This is a genomic window from Agarivorans sp. Toyoura001, assembly GCF_005405585.1.
GTDB lineage: Bacteria > Pseudomonadota > Gammaproteobacteria > Enterobacterales > Celerinatantimonadaceae > Agarivorans.
The window spans coordinates 189,958-207,494 of the sequence record NZ_BJEQ01000003.1 but is presented as its reverse complement, the minus strand read 5'-3'; the positions used below and the strand labels follow the sequence as shown (position 1 = coordinate 207,494).

The 17,537-nt window shown below is 44.5% G+C and carries 26 protein-coding genes; 22 read left to right on the top strand and 4 right to left on the bottom strand.

The genetic code is table 11. From position 1 onward, the window contains the following. Positions 1-154 precede the first annotated feature (154 nt). The 7 genes from cobA to folE all read left to right on the top strand — a co-directional run bounded on the left by cobA (position 155) and on the right by folE (position 4,261). On the top strand, positions 155-928 hold the full coding sequence (cobA, locus tag FFR00_RS06245) for a uroporphyrinogen-III C-methyltransferase (RefSeq protein ID WP_137672518.1): 774 nt from the start codon (positions 155-157) through the stop codon (positions 926-928). A gap of 57 nt (positions 929-985) precedes the next feature. Further along, positions 986-1,411: an Lrp/AsnC family transcriptional regulator gene (locus FFR00_RS06240; protein ID WP_137672517.1), complete on the top strand. Its 426-nt coding sequence runs from the start codon at positions 986-988 to the stop codon at positions 1,409-1,411. An 8-nt stretch (positions 1,412-1,419) separates the two neighbouring features. Then, positions 1,420-1,626 (top strand): DUF3565 domain-containing protein, encoded by a 207-nt coding sequence (locus FFR00_RS06235; RefSeq protein ID WP_137672516.1) that lies wholly within the window; start codon positions 1,420-1,422, stop codon positions 1,624-1,626. A gap of 77 nt (positions 1,627-1,703) precedes the next feature. Next, positions 1,704-2,261, top strand: coding sequence for a DUF3833 domain-containing protein (locus tag FFR00_RS06230; RefSeq protein ID WP_137672515.1), 558 nt, complete (start codon positions 1,704-1,706; stop codon positions 2,259-2,261). A gap of 106 nt (positions 2,262-2,367) precedes the next feature. Then, positions 2,368-2,778, top strand: a complete 411-nt coding sequence (folX, locus tag FFR00_RS06225; protein WP_137672514.1) for a dihydroneopterin triphosphate 2'-epimerase — start codon at positions 2,368-2,370, stop codon at positions 2,776-2,778. Continuing rightward, the gene (folM, locus tag FFR00_RS06220) at positions 2,771-3,514 is read left to right on the top strand and encodes a dihydromonapterin reductase (protein ID WP_201798704.1); all 744 of its coding nucleotides are present in this window, start codon (positions 2,771-2,773) and stop codon (positions 3,512-3,514) included. Before folX ends, folM begins: the two co-directional genes overlap by 8 nt. A 66-nt stretch (positions 3,515-3,580) precedes the next feature. Further along, positions 3,581-4,261 (top strand): GTP cyclohydrolase I FolE, encoded by a 681-nt coding sequence (gene folE / locus FFR00_RS06215; protein ID WP_137672513.1) that lies wholly within the window; start codon positions 3,581-3,583, stop codon positions 4,259-4,261. Positions 4,262-4,400: 139 nt separating this feature from the next. Here folE and FFR00_RS06210 read toward each other — a convergent pair whose 3' ends face one another. Next, complete coding sequence (locus FFR00_RS06210; RefSeq protein ID WP_137672512.1) at positions 4,401-5,753, bottom strand: DEAD/DEAH box helicase; 1,353 nt, start codon at positions 5,751-5,753, stop codon at positions 4,401-4,403. Positions 5,754-5,992: 239 nt separating this feature from the next. On the opposite strand from FFR00_RS06210, the gene FFR00_RS06205 reads away from it, so the two are divergent. The 5 genes from FFR00_RS06205 to FFR00_RS06185 all read left to right on the top strand — a co-directional run bounded on the left by FFR00_RS06205 (position 5,993) and on the right by FFR00_RS06185 (position 8,543). After that, entirely contained in the window at positions 5,993-6,454 is a 462-nt protein-coding gene (locus FFR00_RS06205; protein WP_137672511.1) for a RidA family protein, read from the top strand. Continuing rightward, on the top strand, positions 6,454-6,783 hold the full coding sequence (locus FFR00_RS06200; RefSeq protein WP_137672510.1) for a TfoX/Sxy family protein: 330 nt from the start codon (positions 6,454-6,456) through the stop codon (positions 6,781-6,783). Before FFR00_RS06205 ends, FFR00_RS06200 begins: the two co-directional genes overlap by 1 nt. 13 nt (positions 6,784-6,796) lie before the next feature. After that, positions 6,797-7,339: a GNAT family N-acetyltransferase gene (locus FFR00_RS06195; protein WP_161985103.1), complete on the top strand. Its 543-nt coding sequence runs from the start codon at positions 6,797-6,799 to the stop codon at positions 7,337-7,339. A 52-nt stretch (positions 7,340-7,391) separates the two neighbouring features. Further along, positions 7,392-7,838, top strand: a complete 447-nt coding sequence (locus tag FFR00_RS06190) for a YaiI/YqxD family protein (protein WP_137672508.1) — start codon at positions 7,392-7,394, stop codon at positions 7,836-7,838. Between the two features lie 144 nt (positions 7,839-7,982). Beyond that, the gene (locus FFR00_RS06185) at positions 7,983-8,543 is read left to right on the top strand and encodes a pyridoxamine 5'-phosphate oxidase family protein (RefSeq protein ID WP_137672507.1); all 561 of its coding nucleotides are present in this window, start codon (positions 7,983-7,985) and stop codon (positions 8,541-8,543) included. Positions 8,544-8,576: 33 nt separating this feature from the next. Here FFR00_RS06185 and FFR00_RS06180 read toward each other — a convergent pair whose 3' ends face one another. Next, on the bottom strand, positions 8,577-9,068 hold the full coding sequence (locus tag FFR00_RS06180) for a MarR family winged helix-turn-helix transcriptional regulator (protein WP_137672506.1): 492 nt from the start codon (positions 9,066-9,068) through the stop codon (positions 8,577-8,579). 143 nt (positions 9,069-9,211) lie between these two features. Here FFR00_RS06180 and FFR00_RS06175 point away from each other — a divergent pair, with 143 nt between their 5' ends. The 4 genes from FFR00_RS06175 to FFR00_RS06160 all read left to right on the top strand — a co-directional run bounded on the left by FFR00_RS06175 (position 9,212) and on the right by FFR00_RS06160 (position 12,984). Then, a complete protein-coding gene (locus FFR00_RS06175) occupies positions 9,212-10,204 on the top strand; it encodes an ABC transporter substrate-binding protein (RefSeq protein WP_137672505.1) in 993 nt (330 codons plus the stop codon). A 63-nt stretch (positions 10,205-10,267) separates the two neighbouring features. After that, complete coding sequence (locus FFR00_RS06170) at positions 10,268-11,167, top strand: proline/glycine betaine ABC transporter permease (protein ID WP_137672504.1); 900 nt, start codon at positions 10,268-10,270, stop codon at positions 11,165-11,167. Next, entirely contained in the window at positions 11,160-12,392 is a 1,233-nt protein-coding gene (locus tag FFR00_RS06165) for a glycine betaine/L-proline ABC transporter ATP-binding protein (protein ID WP_137672503.1), read from the top strand. Before FFR00_RS06170 ends, FFR00_RS06165 begins: the two co-directional genes overlap by 8 nt. Positions 12,393-12,561: 169 nt before the next feature. Next, complete coding sequence (locus FFR00_RS06160) at positions 12,562-12,984, top strand: GNAT family N-acetyltransferase (RefSeq protein WP_137672502.1); 423 nt, start codon at positions 12,562-12,564, stop codon at positions 12,982-12,984. A 47-nt stretch (positions 12,985-13,031) separates the two neighbouring features. Here FFR00_RS06160 and FFR00_RS06155 read toward each other — a convergent pair whose 3' ends face one another. Next, the gene (locus FFR00_RS06155) at positions 13,032-13,544 is read right to left on the bottom strand and encodes a hypothetical protein (RefSeq protein WP_137672501.1); all 513 of its coding nucleotides are present in this window, start codon (positions 13,542-13,544) and stop codon (positions 13,032-13,034) included. 677 nt (positions 13,545-14,221) lie between these two features. On the opposite strand from FFR00_RS06155, the gene FFR00_RS06150 reads away from it, so the two are divergent. From FFR00_RS06150 to FFR00_RS06140, 3 genes are read left to right on the top strand one after another with little or no spacing between them, the layout of a single operon-like run. After that, on the top strand, positions 14,222-14,755 hold the full coding sequence (locus FFR00_RS06150) for a GNAT family N-acetyltransferase (RefSeq protein WP_137672500.1): 534 nt from the start codon (positions 14,222-14,224) through the stop codon (positions 14,753-14,755). Positions 14,756-14,757: 2 nt separating this feature from the next. Further along, positions 14,758-15,006: a DUF2164 domain-containing protein gene (locus tag FFR00_RS06145; RefSeq protein WP_137672499.1), complete on the top strand. Its 249-nt coding sequence runs from the start codon at positions 14,758-14,760 to the stop codon at positions 15,004-15,006. Positions 15,007-15,028: 22 nt separating this feature from the next. Then, positions 15,029-15,721, top strand: coding sequence for an aspartate/glutamate racemase family protein (locus tag FFR00_RS06140; RefSeq protein WP_137672617.1), 693 nt, complete (start codon positions 15,029-15,031; stop codon positions 15,719-15,721). A 117-nt stretch (positions 15,722-15,838) separates the two neighbouring features. Here FFR00_RS06140 and FFR00_RS06135 read toward each other — a convergent pair whose 3' ends face one another. Then, entirely contained in the window at positions 15,839-16,039 is a 201-nt protein-coding gene (locus FFR00_RS06135) for a cold-shock protein (RefSeq protein WP_137672498.1), read from the bottom strand. 307 nt (positions 16,040-16,346) lie between these two features. Here FFR00_RS06135 and FFR00_RS22045 point away from each other — a divergent pair, with 307 nt between their 5' ends. From FFR00_RS22045 to FFR00_RS06125, 3 genes are all read left to right on the top strand, one after another. Then, complete coding sequence (locus FFR00_RS22045; RefSeq protein WP_306766881.1) at positions 16,347-16,757, top strand: PhzF family phenazine biosynthesis protein; 411 nt, start codon at positions 16,347-16,349, stop codon at positions 16,755-16,757. 90 nt (positions 16,758-16,847) lie between these two features. Further along, the gene (locus FFR00_RS22040) at positions 16,848-17,138 is read left to right on the top strand and encodes a PhzF family phenazine biosynthesis protein (protein WP_306766880.1); all 291 of its coding nucleotides are present in this window, start codon (positions 16,848-16,850) and stop codon (positions 17,136-17,138) included. Positions 17,139-17,172: 34 nt separating this feature from the next. Continuing rightward, positions 17,173-17,529, top strand: a complete 357-nt coding sequence (locus FFR00_RS06125) for a VOC family protein (protein WP_137672497.1) — start codon at positions 17,173-17,175, stop codon at positions 17,527-17,529. Positions 17,530-17,537: the final 8 nt, after the last annotated feature.

Here is a 17,537-nt window from a genome sequence, read left to right as displayed (position 1 = left end):
TTTGTGCTTAGGGGCTTTTTTGTTTCTAAAGAATATTAACTTACCCACACCAAGGCCAAGGCTAATATAGGCAGCAAGCCACAGAGCTGGTACTCTACGCCATCGGCGTTAGCCCGCTAAACTGTTAGTAATAGATTTTAAAAGGATGCTGCAAATGTCTTTATCTCCCTCTGCCCCAAATGGCGACTTGGGTTTTGTTTCATTGGTGGGAGCTGGTCCGGGTGATCCAGACTTATTAACGGTAAAAGCGGTTAAGCGGATCCGCACCGCAGACGTGATTGTGTATGACCGCTTGGTATCGCAAGAGATCCTCGATTTAGCCTCGCCAACGGCCGAGATGGTGTACGTAGGTAAGCAGCTTGACCACCATTTTGTACCGCAACCCGATATCAATCAAATACTGGTAGACCAAGCCAAGCTAGGTAAACATGTGGTGCGCCTAAAAGGTGGAGACCCGTTTATTTTTGGCCGTGGTGGTGAAGAACTGCAATCGTTAGCCGCAGAAAATTTGCCTTTTGAAGTAGTGCCTGGCATTACTGCTGCGGTAGGGTGTACTGCGTATGCTGGCATTCCGCTAACCCATCGCGACCATGCGCAGAGTGTGCAGTTTATTACCGGTCATTTAAAACAACATGGTGAAGATATTGATTGGCCGTCGTTGGCCCATTCAAACCATACCTTGGTGTTTTACATGGGCTTGAAACAGTGCCCACAAATCCAAGCCAATTTGGTGAACAATGGCCTAGACGACGCTACTCCTTGCGCCATTATTGAGCGCGGCGCAACCCCACAACAACGGGTGCTTACCGGCAAATTGGCAGAGCTAGCGATACTGGCCGAGCAAGCCATCAGCCCATCGCTAATTGTGGTAGGCAGCGTTACCGAGTTGCATCAAGAGCTTGCTTGGTTCACGCCCGAGCCATATTAGCCACACCAGCCAACATGTCTGGTTAAGCCAGAATGGGTAGATATAGGGAAGTAATGCTTGGATAAGTTTGATCAAAAAATTGTCGCCATGTTGGTCGACAATGCACGAACGCCGGTGAGTCAAATTGCCAGAGAGGTTAATCTGTCTCGCTCGGCCACCGCAGAGCGAATAAGCAATCTAGAGAAACAAGGTGTAATAAGTGGCTACCACGCCCGTTTAGGTCATGCCCAACAAGCCGCACCTATCGCTGCGCATTTAGAGCTACGATATAAAGAACATAATTGTGAAGCTTATGCCGAGATTATGCGAGGTATTCCCGAAGTAAAGCGTTGCCAAGCTATCTCAGGTGACGTAGACATGCTGCTGTATATTGAAGTGGCAAGCATGGCGCGGCTTGAAGAAATCCGTTTGCAATTAGAACAAATGGAGAAAATGGTAATGGTGCGCACTCACATGGTATTACGTGACATGTTTAGCCGCTAAGGACAGTGATGAAGCAAGTGATAGTGGGTTTTGAACTAGACGATGAGCGGCATTGGGTGGCTCGACTAGCTTGTGGGCATTATCAGCATGTACGGCATCAACCGCCTTGGCAAAACCGCCCATGGGTAATGGACTATAAAGGCCGCTCATCAATGATTGGTCAAACGCTTAACTGCGTTAAGTGTACAGAACTGGCTCCTCGCGACTGGAACTAACAATTATTTCAAGTTGATAGATCTTTTTCCCTGCTTCCCTCGTTTTATTTGTATTGTTCCTGTTTGGCGAAAACCCTATGCAAATTGCATCTAGCGTTTATCAACGCTATCTCTTGTTACTTGGATTGTTAGCTGGGCTGGCAGGTTGCTCCAGTGCTGATGTTGCAAGTCATGCGGCCAATCAACCCAAACTAGTCATCGAAGACTTCTTTAGCGGAAAGCTTACTGCTCACGGCATTGTGAAAAACCGCTCAGGGGAATTGATTCGTTACTTTAATGTGGTGATTGATGCCAGTTGGGATGAACAAGGCGTAGGCACCCTAGACGAGCATTTTGTTTTTGACGACGGTGAAAAGCAACAGCGCATTTGGACCTTAGTTCGCCAGTCCGACGGCAGTTTTTTAGCCAGCGCAAATGATGTAAGCCAAGCCGCAACCATGCGTTTGGCCGGTAATGCCTTGTTTATGGACTACGTACTTACGCTTGACTATAAGGGAAGCCCGATGGACGTGGTGGTGGAAGACAAAATGTATCTGGTTAACCCAGCCACTATTGTTAACGAGTCAGTAATGAAAAAGTTCGGTTTTAAAGTAGGCTCCGTTAGTTTAGTGATTCAAAAGCAGGTGCTTGGCTAAAACTGCCGAGTGCACAAAAGTTAACTTAAAAGAGCAACTAACTTGTTAATGCCTACTTAAATGCGCTAGGTATGTAGTAAGCAACATGAATTAAAGAGAGAGTTAAATGAGTAAGGTATCTAATCTTGCACCACTGACCAGCAGTTTTAGTTTAGGCCCAGCGTTAATTACTATTACTAATTTACGTTTGCGTACCTACATAGGTTTTAACCAAGAAGAGTTAAGTAAGCAGCAAGATGTAGTGATTAATGCCGAGATTCGCTATCAAGCCACCAAAGCGTGTGAAGCCGACAGCGAAGATTTGGCGCTTAATTATAAAGTGATTACCAAGGCGATGATTGCCCATGTAGAACAAGGTCATTTTCGCTTGTTAGAGAAACTCTGCGCCGACTTGCTCTCGTTAGCCATGGATGAACCAAGGGTGATTAGCGCCAGCATTACCGTAGACAAACCTCACGCCTTGCGGTTTGCCGATTCAGTATCGGTAACTTTATCAGGCTCGCGTGACAGTGAATAAGCCATTGAATGCGATAACTGTTCCATCGGCTCCGGTGCTTATCACCGGTGGCACTCAGCGTTTAGGCTTGGCCATTGCTGAGAATCTGTTGGATCAGGGTTACTCGGTGTTAGTGACCTATCGTCGCGACAAACCGGCAGTGCTCGCCCTACGAGATAAAGGGGCGGATTGTATTCAGGCTGATTTTGCTGATGAGGCTGGAATTAGCGCGTTTATTGCCTACGTACTGCAGCATTACCAAGCATTGCGTGCAGTGATTCACAATGCCTCACAGTGGCTTAAAAATGGCGCTTTGGATAATGAGCATGAGTTGATGCGAATAATGTGGAGCGTGCATGTTAGCGCCCCTTATCAACTTAATTTGGCTTTTGAAGAGTTACTGAAAAACCAAACCCATAATCAGCTGTCCGATATTATTCATATGACTGATTACGTTGTAGAAAAAGGCAGTAGTAAACACATTGCTTACGCGGCCAGTAAAGCTGGCCTGGCTAATTTAACGCATTCTTTTGCGGCACGGCTTGCACCAAGGGTAAAAGTGAATAGTATTGCGCCTTCGCTGTTGATGTTTAACCAAGGCGACAAACCAGAATACAAAACTAAAGCGCTCGCTAAATCGCTAATGGCTGTTGAGCCAGGTGCGGCTGAAGCGGTACAAGCGGTTAACTATATAATGAGCAGCCAATACCTCACTGGACGCACTATCGGCTTAGACGGCGGGCGCCATCTGGTCTAGGGTTAGTAGTGTTGTTACGTAAACCGCAGTGGGTGAGAAAAGAAAGACAATCTAAAGGAAGTGATTATGAAAGTAGCGTTAGCTGAAAAACAATTTAGAAAAGACGCTTGCTTGTCACCAGAGGCAATTCAAGTACGCCAAGCATTAATTGATAAAGGTATTGAAACACCTTTGCTGGAAAATCAATTAACCAACGAGCAAAAGTACTTAAAAATTAAGGCCTCTTTGACTGACGTAGTGGCAACCTTAGGCTTGGATTTAAAAGATGATAGCCTAGCTGAAACTCCGCATCGTATTGCCAAGATGTTTGTTGATGAAGTGTTCTCTGGTTTGGATTATTCGCGTTTTCCAAAAATCAGCATCATTGAAAATAAAATGGCGGTAGAAGAGATGGTGAAGATCTCAGATATTGCTTTCACGAGTACTTGTGAACACCATTTTGTCACCATTGATGGTTTAGCCAAAGTGGCTTATATCCCTAAAGACAACATAATCGGGTTATCTAAAATTAACCGTATTGTGCGCTTTTTTGCCCAGCGGCCTCAGGTACAAGAACGGCTAACTCAGCAAATACTGGTTGCTTTGCAAAGCCTACTAGGTACCGATGATGTGGCCATTACTATGGATGCGACCCACTTCTGTGTAAAAGCGCGCGGGGTAATGGATGCCAGTTCAAGCACCCAAACGTCGGCTTACGGTGGGTTGTTTAAGACTAGCAAATCTGTTCGTAGAGAATTTTTAGGTTAAGCATTGATAATAATGCAGGCGCATAGACGAGGCGTATGTGATGCGCTCACTGAGCGTGAGTGCCGTTTAAGCAGTTAACTGCCTGAGTATTATTAGTCAGAATTTTAAAAAAAGCCCGACATGTCGTCGGGCTTTTTATTTATCTGTTACCAGAATTAGCCGGTTTAGGCTTAGCAAACCTAGAACTGGTTTTTGTAGTACCGCCGCCAGCGTGGCGGCGATTTTTACCAACCGGCTTATTACCCCGAGAATTTTCACTCGAACGCTGACCATCGCGATGATCATTGCGGTGTTGCTTAGGCTTCTTCGGCTTTTTCGGTTTAATGGGCTTACCGCTTAAGGTGGTAGGTGGTAAGGCGGTTGATGGCTCAAACCCTTCCATTACCTTACGCTCTAACAGTTTGCCCGTTAAATGTTCTACGCCGCTCAAATCAGCAATTTCATCGGCACACACTAAAGATATTGCTTGGCCTGTTGAGCCAGCGCGACCAGTACGCCCAATACGGTGTACATAATCTTCAGCTACGTTGGGTAGGTCAAAGTTCACGACTTGTGGCAGTTGATCAATATCTAAACCGCGAGCGGCAATGTCGGTAGCCACTAATACTCTTACGTCACCGCTTTTAAAGTCTGCCAATGCGCGAGTTCGTGCGCCTTGGCTTTTATTTCCATGAATGGCTGCCGCGGTAATTTGGCTATGGTCTAAATGCTTAGCCAAGCGATTAGCACCATGTTTGGTTCGGCTAAATACCAGTACTTGTTGCCATTTATTGTCGTGAATCAAGCGAGTTAGTAAGGCCGATTTCTTCGACTTATCTACCGGTACAATCCACTGCTCTACAGTTGGTGCTGCAGCGTTAGGCGGCGTAACTGATACCTCTACAGGATTACTCACAAGGCTCTTGGCTAAGGTGCGAATTTCGTTAGAGAAGGTGGCTGAGAACATCAAGGTTTGGCGTTTTTTAGGCAATAGAGCCAAAATCTTTTTAATGTCGTGAATAAAACCCATGTCTAGCATGCGGTCTGCTTCATCAAAAACAATCACTTCAAGTTGCTGAAAACGAAACGCGTTTTGATTGTACAAATCTAATAAACGACCGGGTGTTGCTACCAATACATCGGCACCGCGACGCAGCTTTTGCATTTGCGGATTAATTTTTACCCCGCCAAATACTACGGTTGAACTTAATGGCAGGTTTTTACCGTAAGTGCTAACACTTTCGCCCACTTGTGCTGCTAGCTCGCGGGTTGGGGTTAATACCAAGGCGCGAACTTGGTTGTTACGTACTTTAGGGCCTTTGCTCAGAAGTTCAAGCAGGGGCAGGGTAAAGCCCGCTGTTTTACCGGTGCCAGTTTGTGCGGCAGCCATAATGTCTTTACCTTCAAGAATCACAGGAATAGCTTTGGCTTGAATTGGCGAAGGTGTGTCGTAACCTTGAGCGGCTACCGCTTCTAAAAGGGGTTTAGATAAACCCAGGGAGTCAAAGCTCATAGAATATTCTCTTGTGGTAATTAGGTATGCATGGCCGCACTTGTGGCGGGCGTGCAGCTTACAGTAAGTTGCTAGTGAGTACCATGCTTGGGCTAGGCTTCTGGCTTAATCTTGGCATTTAATTCGCGAGTTTTTTAGTTAATTAATGCCAGTGGCCTAGATTACGTCGAATAAACGGTAATCATGCTAGTCTGAAAGACACTATTACTTGCTCTTGTACCAGCATATAAGGAACCAATATGAGTATAGCCGAGCGATTGGTTGAGCTAGGAATTACTTTGCCCACACCTACAGGCCCTGCAGCAAGCTACAGTAATTGCGTGCAAACCGGTAACTTGCTTTATGTATCGGGCAAGGGGCCGGTTGCTGGATTAGCAAACATTCCAAAAGGAAAGCTAGGCCGCGAATTTAGCTGCCAGCAGGGGGCTGATTTTGCTCGTGTAGCGGGTTTAGACATTTTGGCCGCAGTACAGCAGCACCTAGGTTCCTTAGACAAGGTGAGTAGAGTGGTGAAGCTACAGGGTTTTCTAAATGCTACCGAGCAATTCGAGCAACATCCAGAAGTGCTCGATGGTTGTTCAGCGTTAATGGTAGAGGTATTTGGAGAGCGAGGTCTGCATGCGCGCTCGGTATTTGCTGCAGTATCACTCAGAGCAAACTTACCGCTGGTGATTGATTCGATATTTGAGGTGGCTGAGTAATGGCTTTTGATTCAGACTTGGCCAACAAGATTCGACTGCAGCTAAATGATAAGGTGGAGATTAGCGAACGAAAGATGTTTGGCGGTTTGTGTTTTATGGTAGCGGGGCACATGGCCTGTGGTATTAACGGCGATAGGTTGATGGCGCGGGTAGGGCCTAACCAGTATTTACAGTGTTTAAAGCAAGAATATGCGTCGGAAATGACCTTTACAGGTAAACCCATGAAGGGCATGGTTTATGTGTCTTCCGAAGGTTTACTCACTGCAGAACAGCGCGAAAAATGGTTAGATTACTGCCTTAATTTTGTGCATAGCCTCGCGCCCAAATAAAAGGAAAATGGCAGTGATATCGATTGAAGCTAAGTACGATCGTACTTTTATTTTGCGTTTAATAGAGCGGGGTGACGCTGAAGCTTTAGGTGCCTTTTTCCAAGGTTTAAGCCTCGCAACCACTTGCCGCTTTGGGCCGCATCCATTAACTCAGCAGCAAGCAAAACACTTATGTGAAGCCATTAACACCGACAGCGCTGAACGTTGGGTGATTATGGATAAAGACCTGGTTGCGGGTTACTTTATTGTTGAGCGTCACATATCGTTAGAGGAAGCTGAGCGTTACAGTCGCCAAGGCGTATGCTTACGGGCTGAGTTAGACGTAATTTTTGCGCCGTGTATAGCCGATGCATATCAAAATGCAGGTTTAGCTTCTGCAGCTATTAAACCTTTGATGCAACATGTTAAGCAGCAAGGTGCGCGAAGCTTAGTGTTAATGGGCGGGACTCAAGAAAGCAACCATCGCGCGCGACATTTTTATAAGGCTTGTGGTTTTGAAGAATACGGCGGCTTTCATACCGAAATTTATAATATCGATATGCGAGCGATCTTGTAATCAATCGTTAATTTGGCATAGTAGCCGCACGATTGTTGAAGAGTAATTATGAATGAAGATTTGGGTAGATGCCGACGCCTGTCCGGTGGTGATTAAAGAGATACTATTTCGTGCTGCCGAGCGCACCCAAATTCCTCTTATCTTGGTGGCGAATCAATACATAAAGACTCCGCCTTCAAAAGTTATTTCTAGCTTACAGGTAAGTGCTGGTTTTGATGTAGCCGATAACGAAATTGTGGCACGAGTGAGCGAAGGTGATTTGGTGATTACCTCAGACATTCCCTTGGCCGATGAGGTGATTACGAAACAAGGCCTAGCACTCAGCCCCCGTGGTGAGCTTTATACGAAAAGTAATATTAAATCGCGACTTAACATGCGTGATTTTATGGACACTATGCGCTCCAGCGGCGTGCATACTGGTGGGCCAGCTGCGCTTAGCCAAGCTGACCGAAAAGCCTTTGCTAGCCATTTAGATTCTATTCTCGCCAAACATAAATAAGGCTATAAGCGCTGGACGTTATCCCGTCGTTATAGCTTGTTTATCAAGGTGCTTAGTGGGTTAAAGCGTTGATTGATCACTGAACTGTCATCACTTGTTGATAAACTGAACCTCTTGCGTTTAGGTTTTCTAGGATGACAATTAATGGGTAAACAGTTTAGTGCGATGATCCCCCCTCATGTCGAATTCATCGAACAACAACAGATGTTTTTTGTGGCAACAGCAGCGCCAAGCGGAAAAGTGAACCTGTCGCCAAAAGGTATGGACTCGTTTCGAGTGCTAAACAAACACCAAGTGGTGTGGCTAAACTATACCGGCAGTGGCAATGAAACTGCCGCTCATGTGAGCCAAGATCCACGCATGACGATTATGTTTTGTGCCTTTGAAGGCAAACCCGTTATCTTGCGTTTATACGGACAGGCGACAGCGGTTCATCGAGGAGATGAATGTTGGCAAAGTTATAGTCAATTATTCTCTAACCTAAATGGCGCCCGGCAACTCTACTTGTTGGATATTGATATGGTGCAGAGCTCGTGCGGAATGTCGGTGCCATTTTACGACTATGTAGCGCCTAGAGAAGAACTAAGTCAGTGGGCAGATAAGCAAGGTGAGAAAGGTATTGAGCAATATTGGGCGAAGAAAAACCAGCAAAGCTTAGATGGGGTTGATACCCATATCCTAGCCTTATCAAAAATAACTGACTAAATCCTGAATTAGTTTGAGTTGAAAGTAATTTTCTTAGCGTTGTAGATCTTTTACCGGCGCTTCAATGTCTAATAATGGGGCTGCATCAATCGCTTCTGCATCCATCATTGAAGCAATATGTTGCATAGACGAGAGTATTTGGGTCTTCTCCCAATCTTCTAGGCTCTCAAAGCGCTGAATAAATTCTTCGTGCAGTAATGGCGGCACAGTAGTAAGAATATCGTGGCCGCGGCTGGTAAGGCGTGGGTTTACAATGCGTCGGTCAGTGGCACAGCGTACTCGCTCAATCAGCTGCCGCTCCTCCAATCGATTAAGAATAGTGGTTACTGTGGCTTGACTCAATGAGACTTGGTCGGAGAGGCGTTTAACATTAACGGTGCCCATTTCTTCAATTGCCCGTAATACCATCACTTGCGGAATGGTTAAGCCACAGGCTTTTACAATGCGTTTGGATTGTAGGTCGGTAGCGCGGATAATTTTCCGTAAGGAAATCAACACGTCTTGCCAGTAAGCAGATTTTTGCATAACTATTTAAATGCTTTTTTGGGGTTTTTCGGAGTATATCCCATACTCAAACCAGAGGGTATACACAGTAGTTAGTTTGAACTCTAATTATTTGAAGTGTATGATTCTTAACGCTAAGAAAGCACACAGGGAAGGATAGGGATATGAAGTTAAGATATGCAGCACTGCTTTTAGTGAGCGGATTTGCTCAAGCTGAAGACAGCTGTGGCAGTGTTACCATTGCAGACATGAACTGGAGTTCTGCAACCGTTATTGCCAACGTAGATAAATTTATTCTGGAACATGGTTACGGTTGTGATGCCGAACTTGTACCAGGCGACACCATGCCAACCACCGTTTCTATGATGGAAAAAGGCGAACCTGATATTGCTCCTGAGTTATGGAGTAACTCTGCTAAAGAAGTATTAGATCGCGGCGTAGCAGAAAAACGTATTCGCTTTGCGGGTAAGTCATTGTCTGACGGCGGTGAAGAAGGCTTTTGGGTGCCTAAGTACTTAGTTGAAAAGTACCCTGAAATTGCCACTATCGAAGGCGTTAAGAAACACGCTAAATTATTTGTTCACCCTGAAAGCAAAGAGCTATCTGGCTTTTACGGCTGCCCAGCGGGTTGGAACTGTCAAATTTCTGCAAGTAATTTATTTAATGCTTTAGAACTAGAGAAGTCAGGTTTTGAACTGATTGATCCAGGTTCGAGTGCCGGCCTTTCAGGTTCAATTGCTAAAGCCTACACCCGCGAACAAGGCTGGTTTGGTTATTACTGGGCACCTACTGCTGTGCTAGGTAAATACGAAATGGTTAAAGTGGATACTGGAAACGGTATTGACGAGCAAGAATTCTTGAACTGTACCACTCAAGAAGATTGTGAAAACCCTAAAGTAACCATGTACCCACCTTCGCCAGTTCACTCTGTAACGACGGAAGAGTTTGCCACTAAGGCGCCGGCTGCTTATGACTACATTACTAAGCGTTCATTCACTAATGCTGAAATGAATAGTTTATTAGCGTGGATGGAAGAAAGCCAAGCGGATGGCGATGCAGCAATGTATCACTACTTAACTGAAAACCCAGAAAGCTGGAAAGCTTGGGTATCAGATGAAGTTGCCGCCAAGGTCAGTAAAGCTTTAGCCAGTATGTAGTTTAAGTAACAAAAAGGCCAACCTCGGGTTGGCCTTTCGCGTTTTTAATAGAGGTAGTTATTTATGGCGGATTCGTCATGGTTGGAACGTTTTCCACAAATGAGTCGAGCCGATCTCACCGTTATTCGTAAGTCTTTAGATGGTGCATATCGTAATTTTTCCCGAGAGTATGGCGAAGCCATCGAATCATTTTTTGAGCCCCTTTTACAGTTTTTAGTTTGGTTTGAAAAATTGCTTATTACCACTCCGTGGTGGTTAGTATTGATTGTGTGTGCAGGTTTGGTTTACGCCGCGAGTCGTTCTTGGAAGCTGGTTATTGGCTCCGTAGTATCACTGCTACTGGTGGGTTACTTCGGCATGTGGGAAGACATGATGCGAACCATGAGCATCATTACCGTGTGTACTATGCTGGCCATTGCCTTAGGTATTCCTATTGGCATTGTGATGGCCCGTTCTAATCGAACCCAAGCAATTATTACCCCTATGCTAGATGTTATGCAGACGCTGCCAGCTTTTGTATACCTGATTCCGGTAGTGATGCTGCTGGGCATTGGTAAAATTCCTGGCGTGATCGCGGTGGTTATTTACGGTATTCCTCCGGTAATTCGTTTAACTAATTTAGGCATTCGCTTGGTGGATAAAGAGGTGTTAGAAGCCGCTACAGCCTACGGTGCGAGTACCACGCAACGTTTGTTTGGGGTGCAGATCCCCTTGGCGATGCCCACCATTATGGCGGGAATCAACCAAACCATTATGATGGCCTTATCGATGGTGGTGATTGCCTCAATGATTGGGGTGAAGGGTTTAGGCCAGCCAGTATTAAAATCAATTACCAATCAGTACTTTACCTTGGGTTTACTCAACGGTTTAGCGATTGTAGCGCTGGCGATTATATTTGATCGTGTCTCACAAGCTTACGCTAAGCGCACCCAAGCACATCTTCAAGGATTTAAGCATGACTGAGCCGCTAATTAAAATTCAGGGCTTATACAAGCTGTTTGGTGAAAATCCGAAGCAGGTGATGCCGCGAGTAAAGGCCGGAGAATCTAAAGATAAAATTCTGGCGGAAACTGGCCACACTTTGGGCCTTAAAGACATTAACTTAGAGATACAGCAAGGCGAAATCTACGTAATAATGGGTTTGTCTGGTTCTGGTAAATCGACCTTGATCCGTCACTTCAACCGTCTAATTGACCCTACCGAAGGGGTGATTAGCATTGAGGGGACTGACGTAATGAAGCTGAGCAGTAAAGAGCTGCAAGATTTCCGTCGTCATAAAATGTCGATGGTATTCCAACGTTTTGGTTTGATGCCACACCGTAGTGTGATTGAAAATGTCGCTTATGGTTTAACCGTGCAGGGCGTGCCCAAAGAGCAGCGTTTAGCAAAAGCTCAAGAGTGGTTAGATACCGTGGGCTTAAACGGTTATGAGCAGCAATATCCTTCGCAACTTTCAGGTGGTCAGCAGCAGCGTGTAGGTTTAGCTCGTGCCTTAAGCACCGATGCAGAAATTTTGCTGATGGATGAAGCCTTCTCAGCCCTTGACCCGCTGATTCGAAGTGAAATGCAAGATCAGCTGATTGAACTCCAAGAAACCCTGCACAAAACTATTATCTTTATTACTCACGATTTAGATGAAGCGCTGCGCATTGGCGACAAAATTGCTATTTTGAAAGACGGTGAGGTAGTACAGCAGGGCACGCCAGACGATATTCTATTAAATCCTGCTACCGATTACGTTGAAGCTTTTGTAAAAGACGTAAACCGAGCTCGTGCCCTTACGGTAGAAACGGTAATGCGGCCTCCTGCGCGGCGAATTACGGCTGATACTATTGGCGAAGCCTTGCAGCAAATGAAAAAAATCAAAGGCGACTACGCTTATCATGTTACCGAAGATGGCTACCAAGGCATTGTGACGCAAGATTCGCTTGAGCAAGCATCGAAAGCAAATGCTGATGAGCAATTCGAAACGTGTGAGTATCAAGACGTGCCGACTATTTCACCAGACGCGGCCATTGAGAGTGTTATAACCGACAGTTTAGCAAGTGATTTCTCATTGCCTGTAGTAGATGATGACGGCAACCTCAAAGGTGAGTTAACTCGCAAGTCGGTGGCCGAAGTATTTGCCGAGCCTGAAGAGTCGGAAGTAGACGCTGATTCTAATAAAGAAGCGCTTGTTTCGAAATAAATGTGTCAACAAGTCTTGCTAAAATCGTTTAGCAAGACTTGAGTTTATCCCTTCCTTGTAAGCCGTTTTTATAGGGCTTAGCTAAATACCTTAGTCTTAAATTCAAGCATCCATACTTAACGTTGTGCTGCTATAGGTAGCATGGTTAATCCTTTAGAGAGCCTATAGAATGCAAGTGAGCTTACTGCAATCTGATACTGAATTAGGGCAAGTGGCAGATGTTATGCTGGTGCTTCGCCCAAGCTTCACCAAAGCTACATTGATTGAACAAATTAAGTTGCAGCAGCAGCAGGGTTATCAGTTGAGTTACTTAAGTGACCAGCAGCAAATTGTTGCAGTCGCCGGTTTTGTGATCGCTTGGAAGCTATCTTGGGGCAAACACCTTTATTTGGATGACTTAGTGACACTGCCAAATTGCCGCTCGAAAGGTGTTGGAAAGCAGTTGCTGCATTGGCTAGAAGACTATGCCAAGCAACAACAGTGTGAGCAGTTTCATTTGGGATCTGGGGTACAACGCTTTGCTGCTCACCGATTTTATCTACGTCATGGCTTTGATATTAGAAGCCATCATTTTACCGAGCAACTAAGTTAAGCAGTACTTTTCAATAACAACAAGGTACAAGCTGTTGCCTATTTGGCTTAACGCATTGCTAGGCCAGCGCTGTGTGCGCAAAGTTGCTTCATCCGCTCGTAAGTAGCTGTAAACCCTTGTAAAGATACTGATGTGGTTTTTAACTTCAAATTTGCTGTTAGTGTAGGTTGCTGAGAAAACTGCAAGTATTTACCTTGTTTTAGTTGGGTAATTTGTTCTTGAGAGCTAAGGCTATAATTGAATTGGCTAAGCTTAGTTTTCAGTTGTTTGTGGTCAATGGATACGTGCTGTTCAGGTGCTTTAATCACATTGTGTTTTACCGATACCGCGCCATTATTCGCGCAGCTAAGCTTTAAAATTGCGTAACCATCAATAATCCCCACCAGACCTTTTATACGCGCCGGGCGATCACCTAGACTGGTGTTGTAATAGTGGTAGTTAATTTGCGCGTTTGAATTAATGAATTCAGATGGCGTGGACTCTACTATGTGGCTATTAAAGCCCCAGCAGGAGAAGGACAGAGTGCTAAGTGTCCCTAATAGTATTGCTAATGTTTTCACGAAAGCTCCTTGATAAATAACTCTATAATTCGTTTGCTTATTAACCTATCTGTCCGTTTTTTTTGCACTATACTTTGGTCTAATTTGTCCTACAATACTTATGATCGAAAAACTAGCAAATGTGTGTTAGTGCTAACGCTTTAGAAGCAACTTTTGTTTACACATTTGAGTAATGTCGTTTGAGGGTAGTAACGCTAGTTGGATGTGTAGAGCTCAAATATAGAATTCGCTTGAAGTTAAGCGCTGCCAATCCGGTGGTCACGTCGATTATTTACTGACCTCTCCTCTACTTTCCTTTCGATGCTGACGGCGCACTCTCGTTAAGAGAACGAAGGGTTTAAGTCACTAAGTTGGGCACTGCTACTTTTTATCATTCGGTGTTGGTGGAGTTTACGGCGAGCAACGGCCACACAAGATGTCGTGCATCTAGCAGGTTAAGCGGTATAAACATTCCCCTTCTAATCTTGGGAAAATGTTTTATTGTGGGTGTAGTTTAGTTCTGTTTTAGAGTGCTTATAGCCCCGCTTAGTTTCAACATTGAAGCATAATCTTGTGGAAGGATAGTCATCAAATTTTTTTCTTTCGTCTGTATCAAGTTGGCTTTGTTTTTAAGTCGCTGATAGTCGAGCAAGTTGTTTGGTGAATACAGAGCGGTATTCGATAGGAAAAGGATAACCATGATCAGAGATGCACTGTTAAGTGATTGCCCGCAAATTTGCAGTATTTACAATTATTTTATTGAAAACAGTCGTGCCACCTTTGAAGAACGGCAAGTTGAGCCTAGTGATATCGCTTCGCGGGTTGTAACTCTGCAAAAAGAGCTGCTGTGGTTGGTGTACGAACAGCAAGGTGAGATATTGGGTTATGCCTATGTGAGCCCTTGGAAAGGACGCAGTGCCTATCGCTTTTCCGTTGAAAGCTCCATTTATGTCGCGCATAGCACTGCTGGCAAAGGAGTTGGTACTCAGCTGTACCAAGCTTTGTTAAACCGCCTTCAGGATTATCCTATTGCTACTGTTATCGCGGGTATTGCTTTACCTAACCCTGCTAGCGTGGCTATTCACGAGCGCTTGGGTTTTCATAAGGTGGCTGAGTTTGAAAAGGTAGGGCGAAAATTCGGCGAATGGGTCAATGTGGGTTATTGGCAGCAGCAAATTAAAACCGAGCAACAAATAGATGAATTGGAACAACGAGTTCTAGAGGAATGTTAACCATGTCTGCTATTGAGTTTTCAGTTGATCAAAAACGCGCATTAGTGAGTAAAGTCCAAAGTTATTGTGAGCAACAGTTAGATGTTGAAATTGGTCAGTTCGATGCAGAGTTTCTATTGGATTTTTTCTCTGAAGAAATTGGCGCATTTTATTACAACCAAGGCTTGCAAGATGCACAAGTAGTAATGCAAAAGCGTATCGATAACATTGCAGACGATCTATATGAAATAGAAAAGCCTACCAAATGGTAGCTGGGTGAGCATTGAGGTTATGATGAAAACAATTGGCATTATAGGCGGCATGAGCTGGGAATCGAGCCTAATGTACTACCAGCAACTGAATCTTGCCGTTAAGCATGCAAAAGGCGGCTTACATTCAGCCAAAATAAACCTAGTCAGTGTCGATTTTGCTGAAATAGAACGCTTGCAACATCAGGGGGATTGGCAGGCTTTAGCTGAAAAAATGCTCGCTGCTGGTTTGTCAGTTCAAGCCTCAGGCGCAGATTTTCTGCTAATTGCTACCAATACAATGCACAAAGTAGCAGAAGATGTAGAGCAAGCTTTGAGTATTCCTCTGCTGCACATAGCTGATGCTACTGCGAGCGAGTTGCTTAAAGACGGTGTTAAGCGAGTGGGTTTATTAGGCACTCAGTTCACTATGCAGCAGGATTTTTACAAAGGTCGCTTGCAACAGCGTGGTTTAGAAGTGTTAGTTCCCGACGATGTTGGTATGGCGTTAGTACATAACATTATTTATCAAGAGTTATGTCAGGGGAAGGTGTTAAACAGCTCTAGAGATGTTTATTTGCAAGAAATGGAAAAGCTTAAAGCCGCAGGGGCAGAGGCTATTATTTTAGGATGTACTGAGATTGGCTTGTTGGTGCAGCAATCACATACCGCTATTAGGCTTTACGATACTACCGCTATTCATGTTTCCGCAGCTTCGCAGTTTGCTTTAGCGGATTGATCGCTATGTTTACTTTTCTACAGGCAATAAAAAACGGCCAAGCAGGCCGTTTTTTTAGCTTAAAGCTAGTGTCTAACTAATCAAAGACTAATTGGATACTATGCCTTAAAGAGCAGCTTAAGCAACAGTTACGTTAGCAGCTTGAGGACCCTTAGGACCTTCTTCTACTTCAAACTGTACTTCTTGGCCTTCAGCTAAAGTTTTGTAACCGTCGCTTTTGATAGCGCGGAAATGTACGAATACATCTTTACCATCTGGACGCTCGATGAAACCAAAACCTTTTTGCTCGTCAAACCATTTTACGCGACCTGTAGCCATGAGTAATCTCCAAAATATAATAAATAAAACTTACACCAAAAACGGGTAAGTTAAAGGGTGCCGAAAGATGCAGAAATTACTTACGAACAAACAGGTATGAAATCTAAGAAATCAACGCATTTGTATGGGGCATAAATATCCGCTGTAACCTTTACCAGCGAGCGAAGTGTAACGTATATTGGATTAATGTAAAGGTGTATGTGTGATCTTTCGCTCACTGTTCAGAGGAGTGCGTCTTGTAAAGTTGACGAGCTCATATCTCTACCCCAGTTGACAATAGGCAATTAGTCTAATGACAAGGAACACAATGAACTTGAAGATCCATCAAGTGGATAGCTTTAGCCAAGACTTATTTAAAGGTAATCCGACAGCGGTGATCATTCTTGAACGTTGGCTGGAAGACGCGTTAATGCAGGCGATAGCCATAGAAAACAACTTGTCTGAAACCGCGTTCTTAGTACCTCTCGCGACCAACTATTATTTTATCCGCTGGTTCTCGCCTATTTGTGAAATTGATTTTTGTGGACAAGCCAGGCTGGCAGTTGCACGCGTTCTCTTTGAAAACAATACTGAGGCCTTAGAACTAAGATTTGCGACTTCTAAAGTGGGAGAGCTAAGCGTACGCCGTGCGGAAAACCATTTAATTGCTATGGATTTTCCCATTCACCTACCTCAGCCAATACAAGAGATTCCAGATGCTCTATTAAATGGAGTATAGATATAACCGAGTGAGGTTTTGCGAAATCAACAGGCTTATTTCCTGGTCTATGATCAGCAAGCGTAGGTTGAATCGATAGTTATTGATGAAGTGTTAATTAGAACCCTTGGTCCTTATGATGTGGTTGTTACCGCTAAAGGTCGTGATTACGATTTTGTATTGCGTTACTTTTGGCCTGCCAATGGCGGATATGAAGATCCAGTTACTGGGTCTATTTATATTGGACTTACACCATTTTGGGCGGCGCGTTTAGATAAAAAGAAAATGGTGGCTTACCAAGCTTCGAACCGTGGTGGCGTATTGCATTGCAAGTTAAATGCGCAAAGTGTCACTGTTGCTGGGCATGCTACAACCTATATGCAAGGCACTTTGTTTATGTAAGTGCTAACCCAATTAGCTTTCAAGGAGTGAAATAATGAATCAGCACGAAAAGCTGAACTACGTAGAGTTCCCCAGCAGCGATCTCATCGCCACTAAGCGGTTTTTCAGCTCCGTTTTTGCTTGGCAGTTTGAAGATTTTGGTGAGCAATATACCGCGTTTTCTGGGCAGGGTTTAGACGGTGGTTTTTTTCAAGCGCCGTTAAAGTCGTCAACCGAAAACGGTGCTGCCTTACTGGTGTTTTATAGCCAAGACTTAGAGCAGACTCTTTCTAAAGTAGAGCGAGCTGGCGGGAAGGTAGTTAAAGCAATTTTTAGTTTCCCCGGTGGGCGACGCTTTCATTTTTGCGAACCTAGTGGTAACGAATTTGCAGTGTGGTCTGAGCTTGAGTAACTCCCAAC

Coding starts and splice junctions, on each gene's coding strand:
- FFR00_RS06185 (WP_137672507.1), top strand. CDS start 7,983: ATGGGTAAACAGTTTAGTGCGATGATCCCCCCTCATGTCGAATTCATC.
- folX (WP_137672514.1), top strand. CDS start 2,368: ATGAGTAAGGTATCTAATCTTGCACCACTGACCAGCAGTTTTAGTTTA.
- FFR00_RS06135 (WP_137672498.1), bottom strand. CDS start 16,039: ATGGCTACAGGTCGCGTAAAATGGTTTGACGAGCAAAAAGGTTTTGGT.
- FFR00_RS22045 (WP_306766881.1), top strand. CDS start 16,347: ATGAACTTGAAGATCCATCAAGTGGATAGCTTTAGCCAAGACTTATTT.
- FFR00_RS06200 (WP_137672510.1), top strand. CDS start 6,454: ATGGCTTTTGATTCAGACTTGGCCAACAAGATTCGACTGCAGCTAAAT.
- FFR00_RS06150 (WP_137672500.1), top strand. CDS start 14,222: ATGATCAGAGATGCACTGTTAAGTGATTGCCCGCAAATTTGCAGTATT.
- FFR00_RS06160 (WP_137672502.1), top strand. CDS start 12,562: ATGCAAGTGAGCTTACTGCAATCTGATACTGAATTAGGGCAAGTGGCA.
- FFR00_RS06210 (WP_137672512.1), bottom strand. CDS start 5,753: ATGAGCTTTGACTCCCTGGGTTTATCTAAACCCCTTTTAGAAGCGGTA.
- FFR00_RS06230 (WP_137672515.1), top strand. CDS start 1,704: ATGCAAATTGCATCTAGCGTTTATCAACGCTATCTCTTGTTACTTGGA.
- FFR00_RS06170 (WP_137672504.1), top strand. CDS start 10,268: ATGGCGGATTCGTCATGGTTGGAACGTTTTCCACAAATGAGTCGAGCC.
- FFR00_RS06235 (WP_137672516.1), top strand. CDS start 1,420: ATGAAGCAAGTGATAGTGGGTTTTGAACTAGACGATGAGCGGCATTGG.
- folE (WP_137672513.1), top strand. CDS start 3,581: ATGAAAGTAGCGTTAGCTGAAAAACAATTTAGAAAAGACGCTTGCTTG.
- FFR00_RS06175 (WP_137672505.1), top strand. CDS start 9,212: ATGAAGTTAAGATATGCAGCACTGCTTTTAGTGAGCGGATTTGCTCAA.
- cobA (WP_137672518.1), top strand. CDS start 155: ATGTCTTTATCTCCCTCTGCCCCAAATGGCGACTTGGGTTTTGTTTCA.
- FFR00_RS06125 (WP_137672497.1), top strand. CDS start 17,173: ATGAATCAGCACGAAAAGCTGAACTACGTAGAGTTCCCCAGCAGCGAT.
- FFR00_RS06180 (WP_137672506.1), bottom strand. CDS start 9,068: ATGCAAAAATCTGCTTACTGGCAAGACGTGTTGATTTCCTTACGGAAA.
- FFR00_RS06140 (WP_137672617.1), top strand. CDS start 15,029: ATGAAAACAATTGGCATTATAGGCGGCATGAGCTGGGAATCGAGCCTA.
- FFR00_RS06145 (WP_137672499.1), top strand. CDS start 14,758: ATGTCTGCTATTGAGTTTTCAGTTGATCAAAAACGCGCATTAGTGAGT.
- FFR00_RS06190 (WP_137672508.1), top strand. CDS start 7,392: ATGAAGATTTGGGTAGATGCCGACGCCTGTCCGGTGGTGATTAAAGAG.
- FFR00_RS06165 (WP_137672503.1), top strand. CDS start 11,160: ATGACTGAGCCGCTAATTAAAATTCAGGGCTTATACAAGCTGTTTGGT.
- FFR00_RS06205 (WP_137672511.1), top strand. CDS start 5,993: ATGAGTATAGCCGAGCGATTGGTTGAGCTAGGAATTACTTTGCCCACA.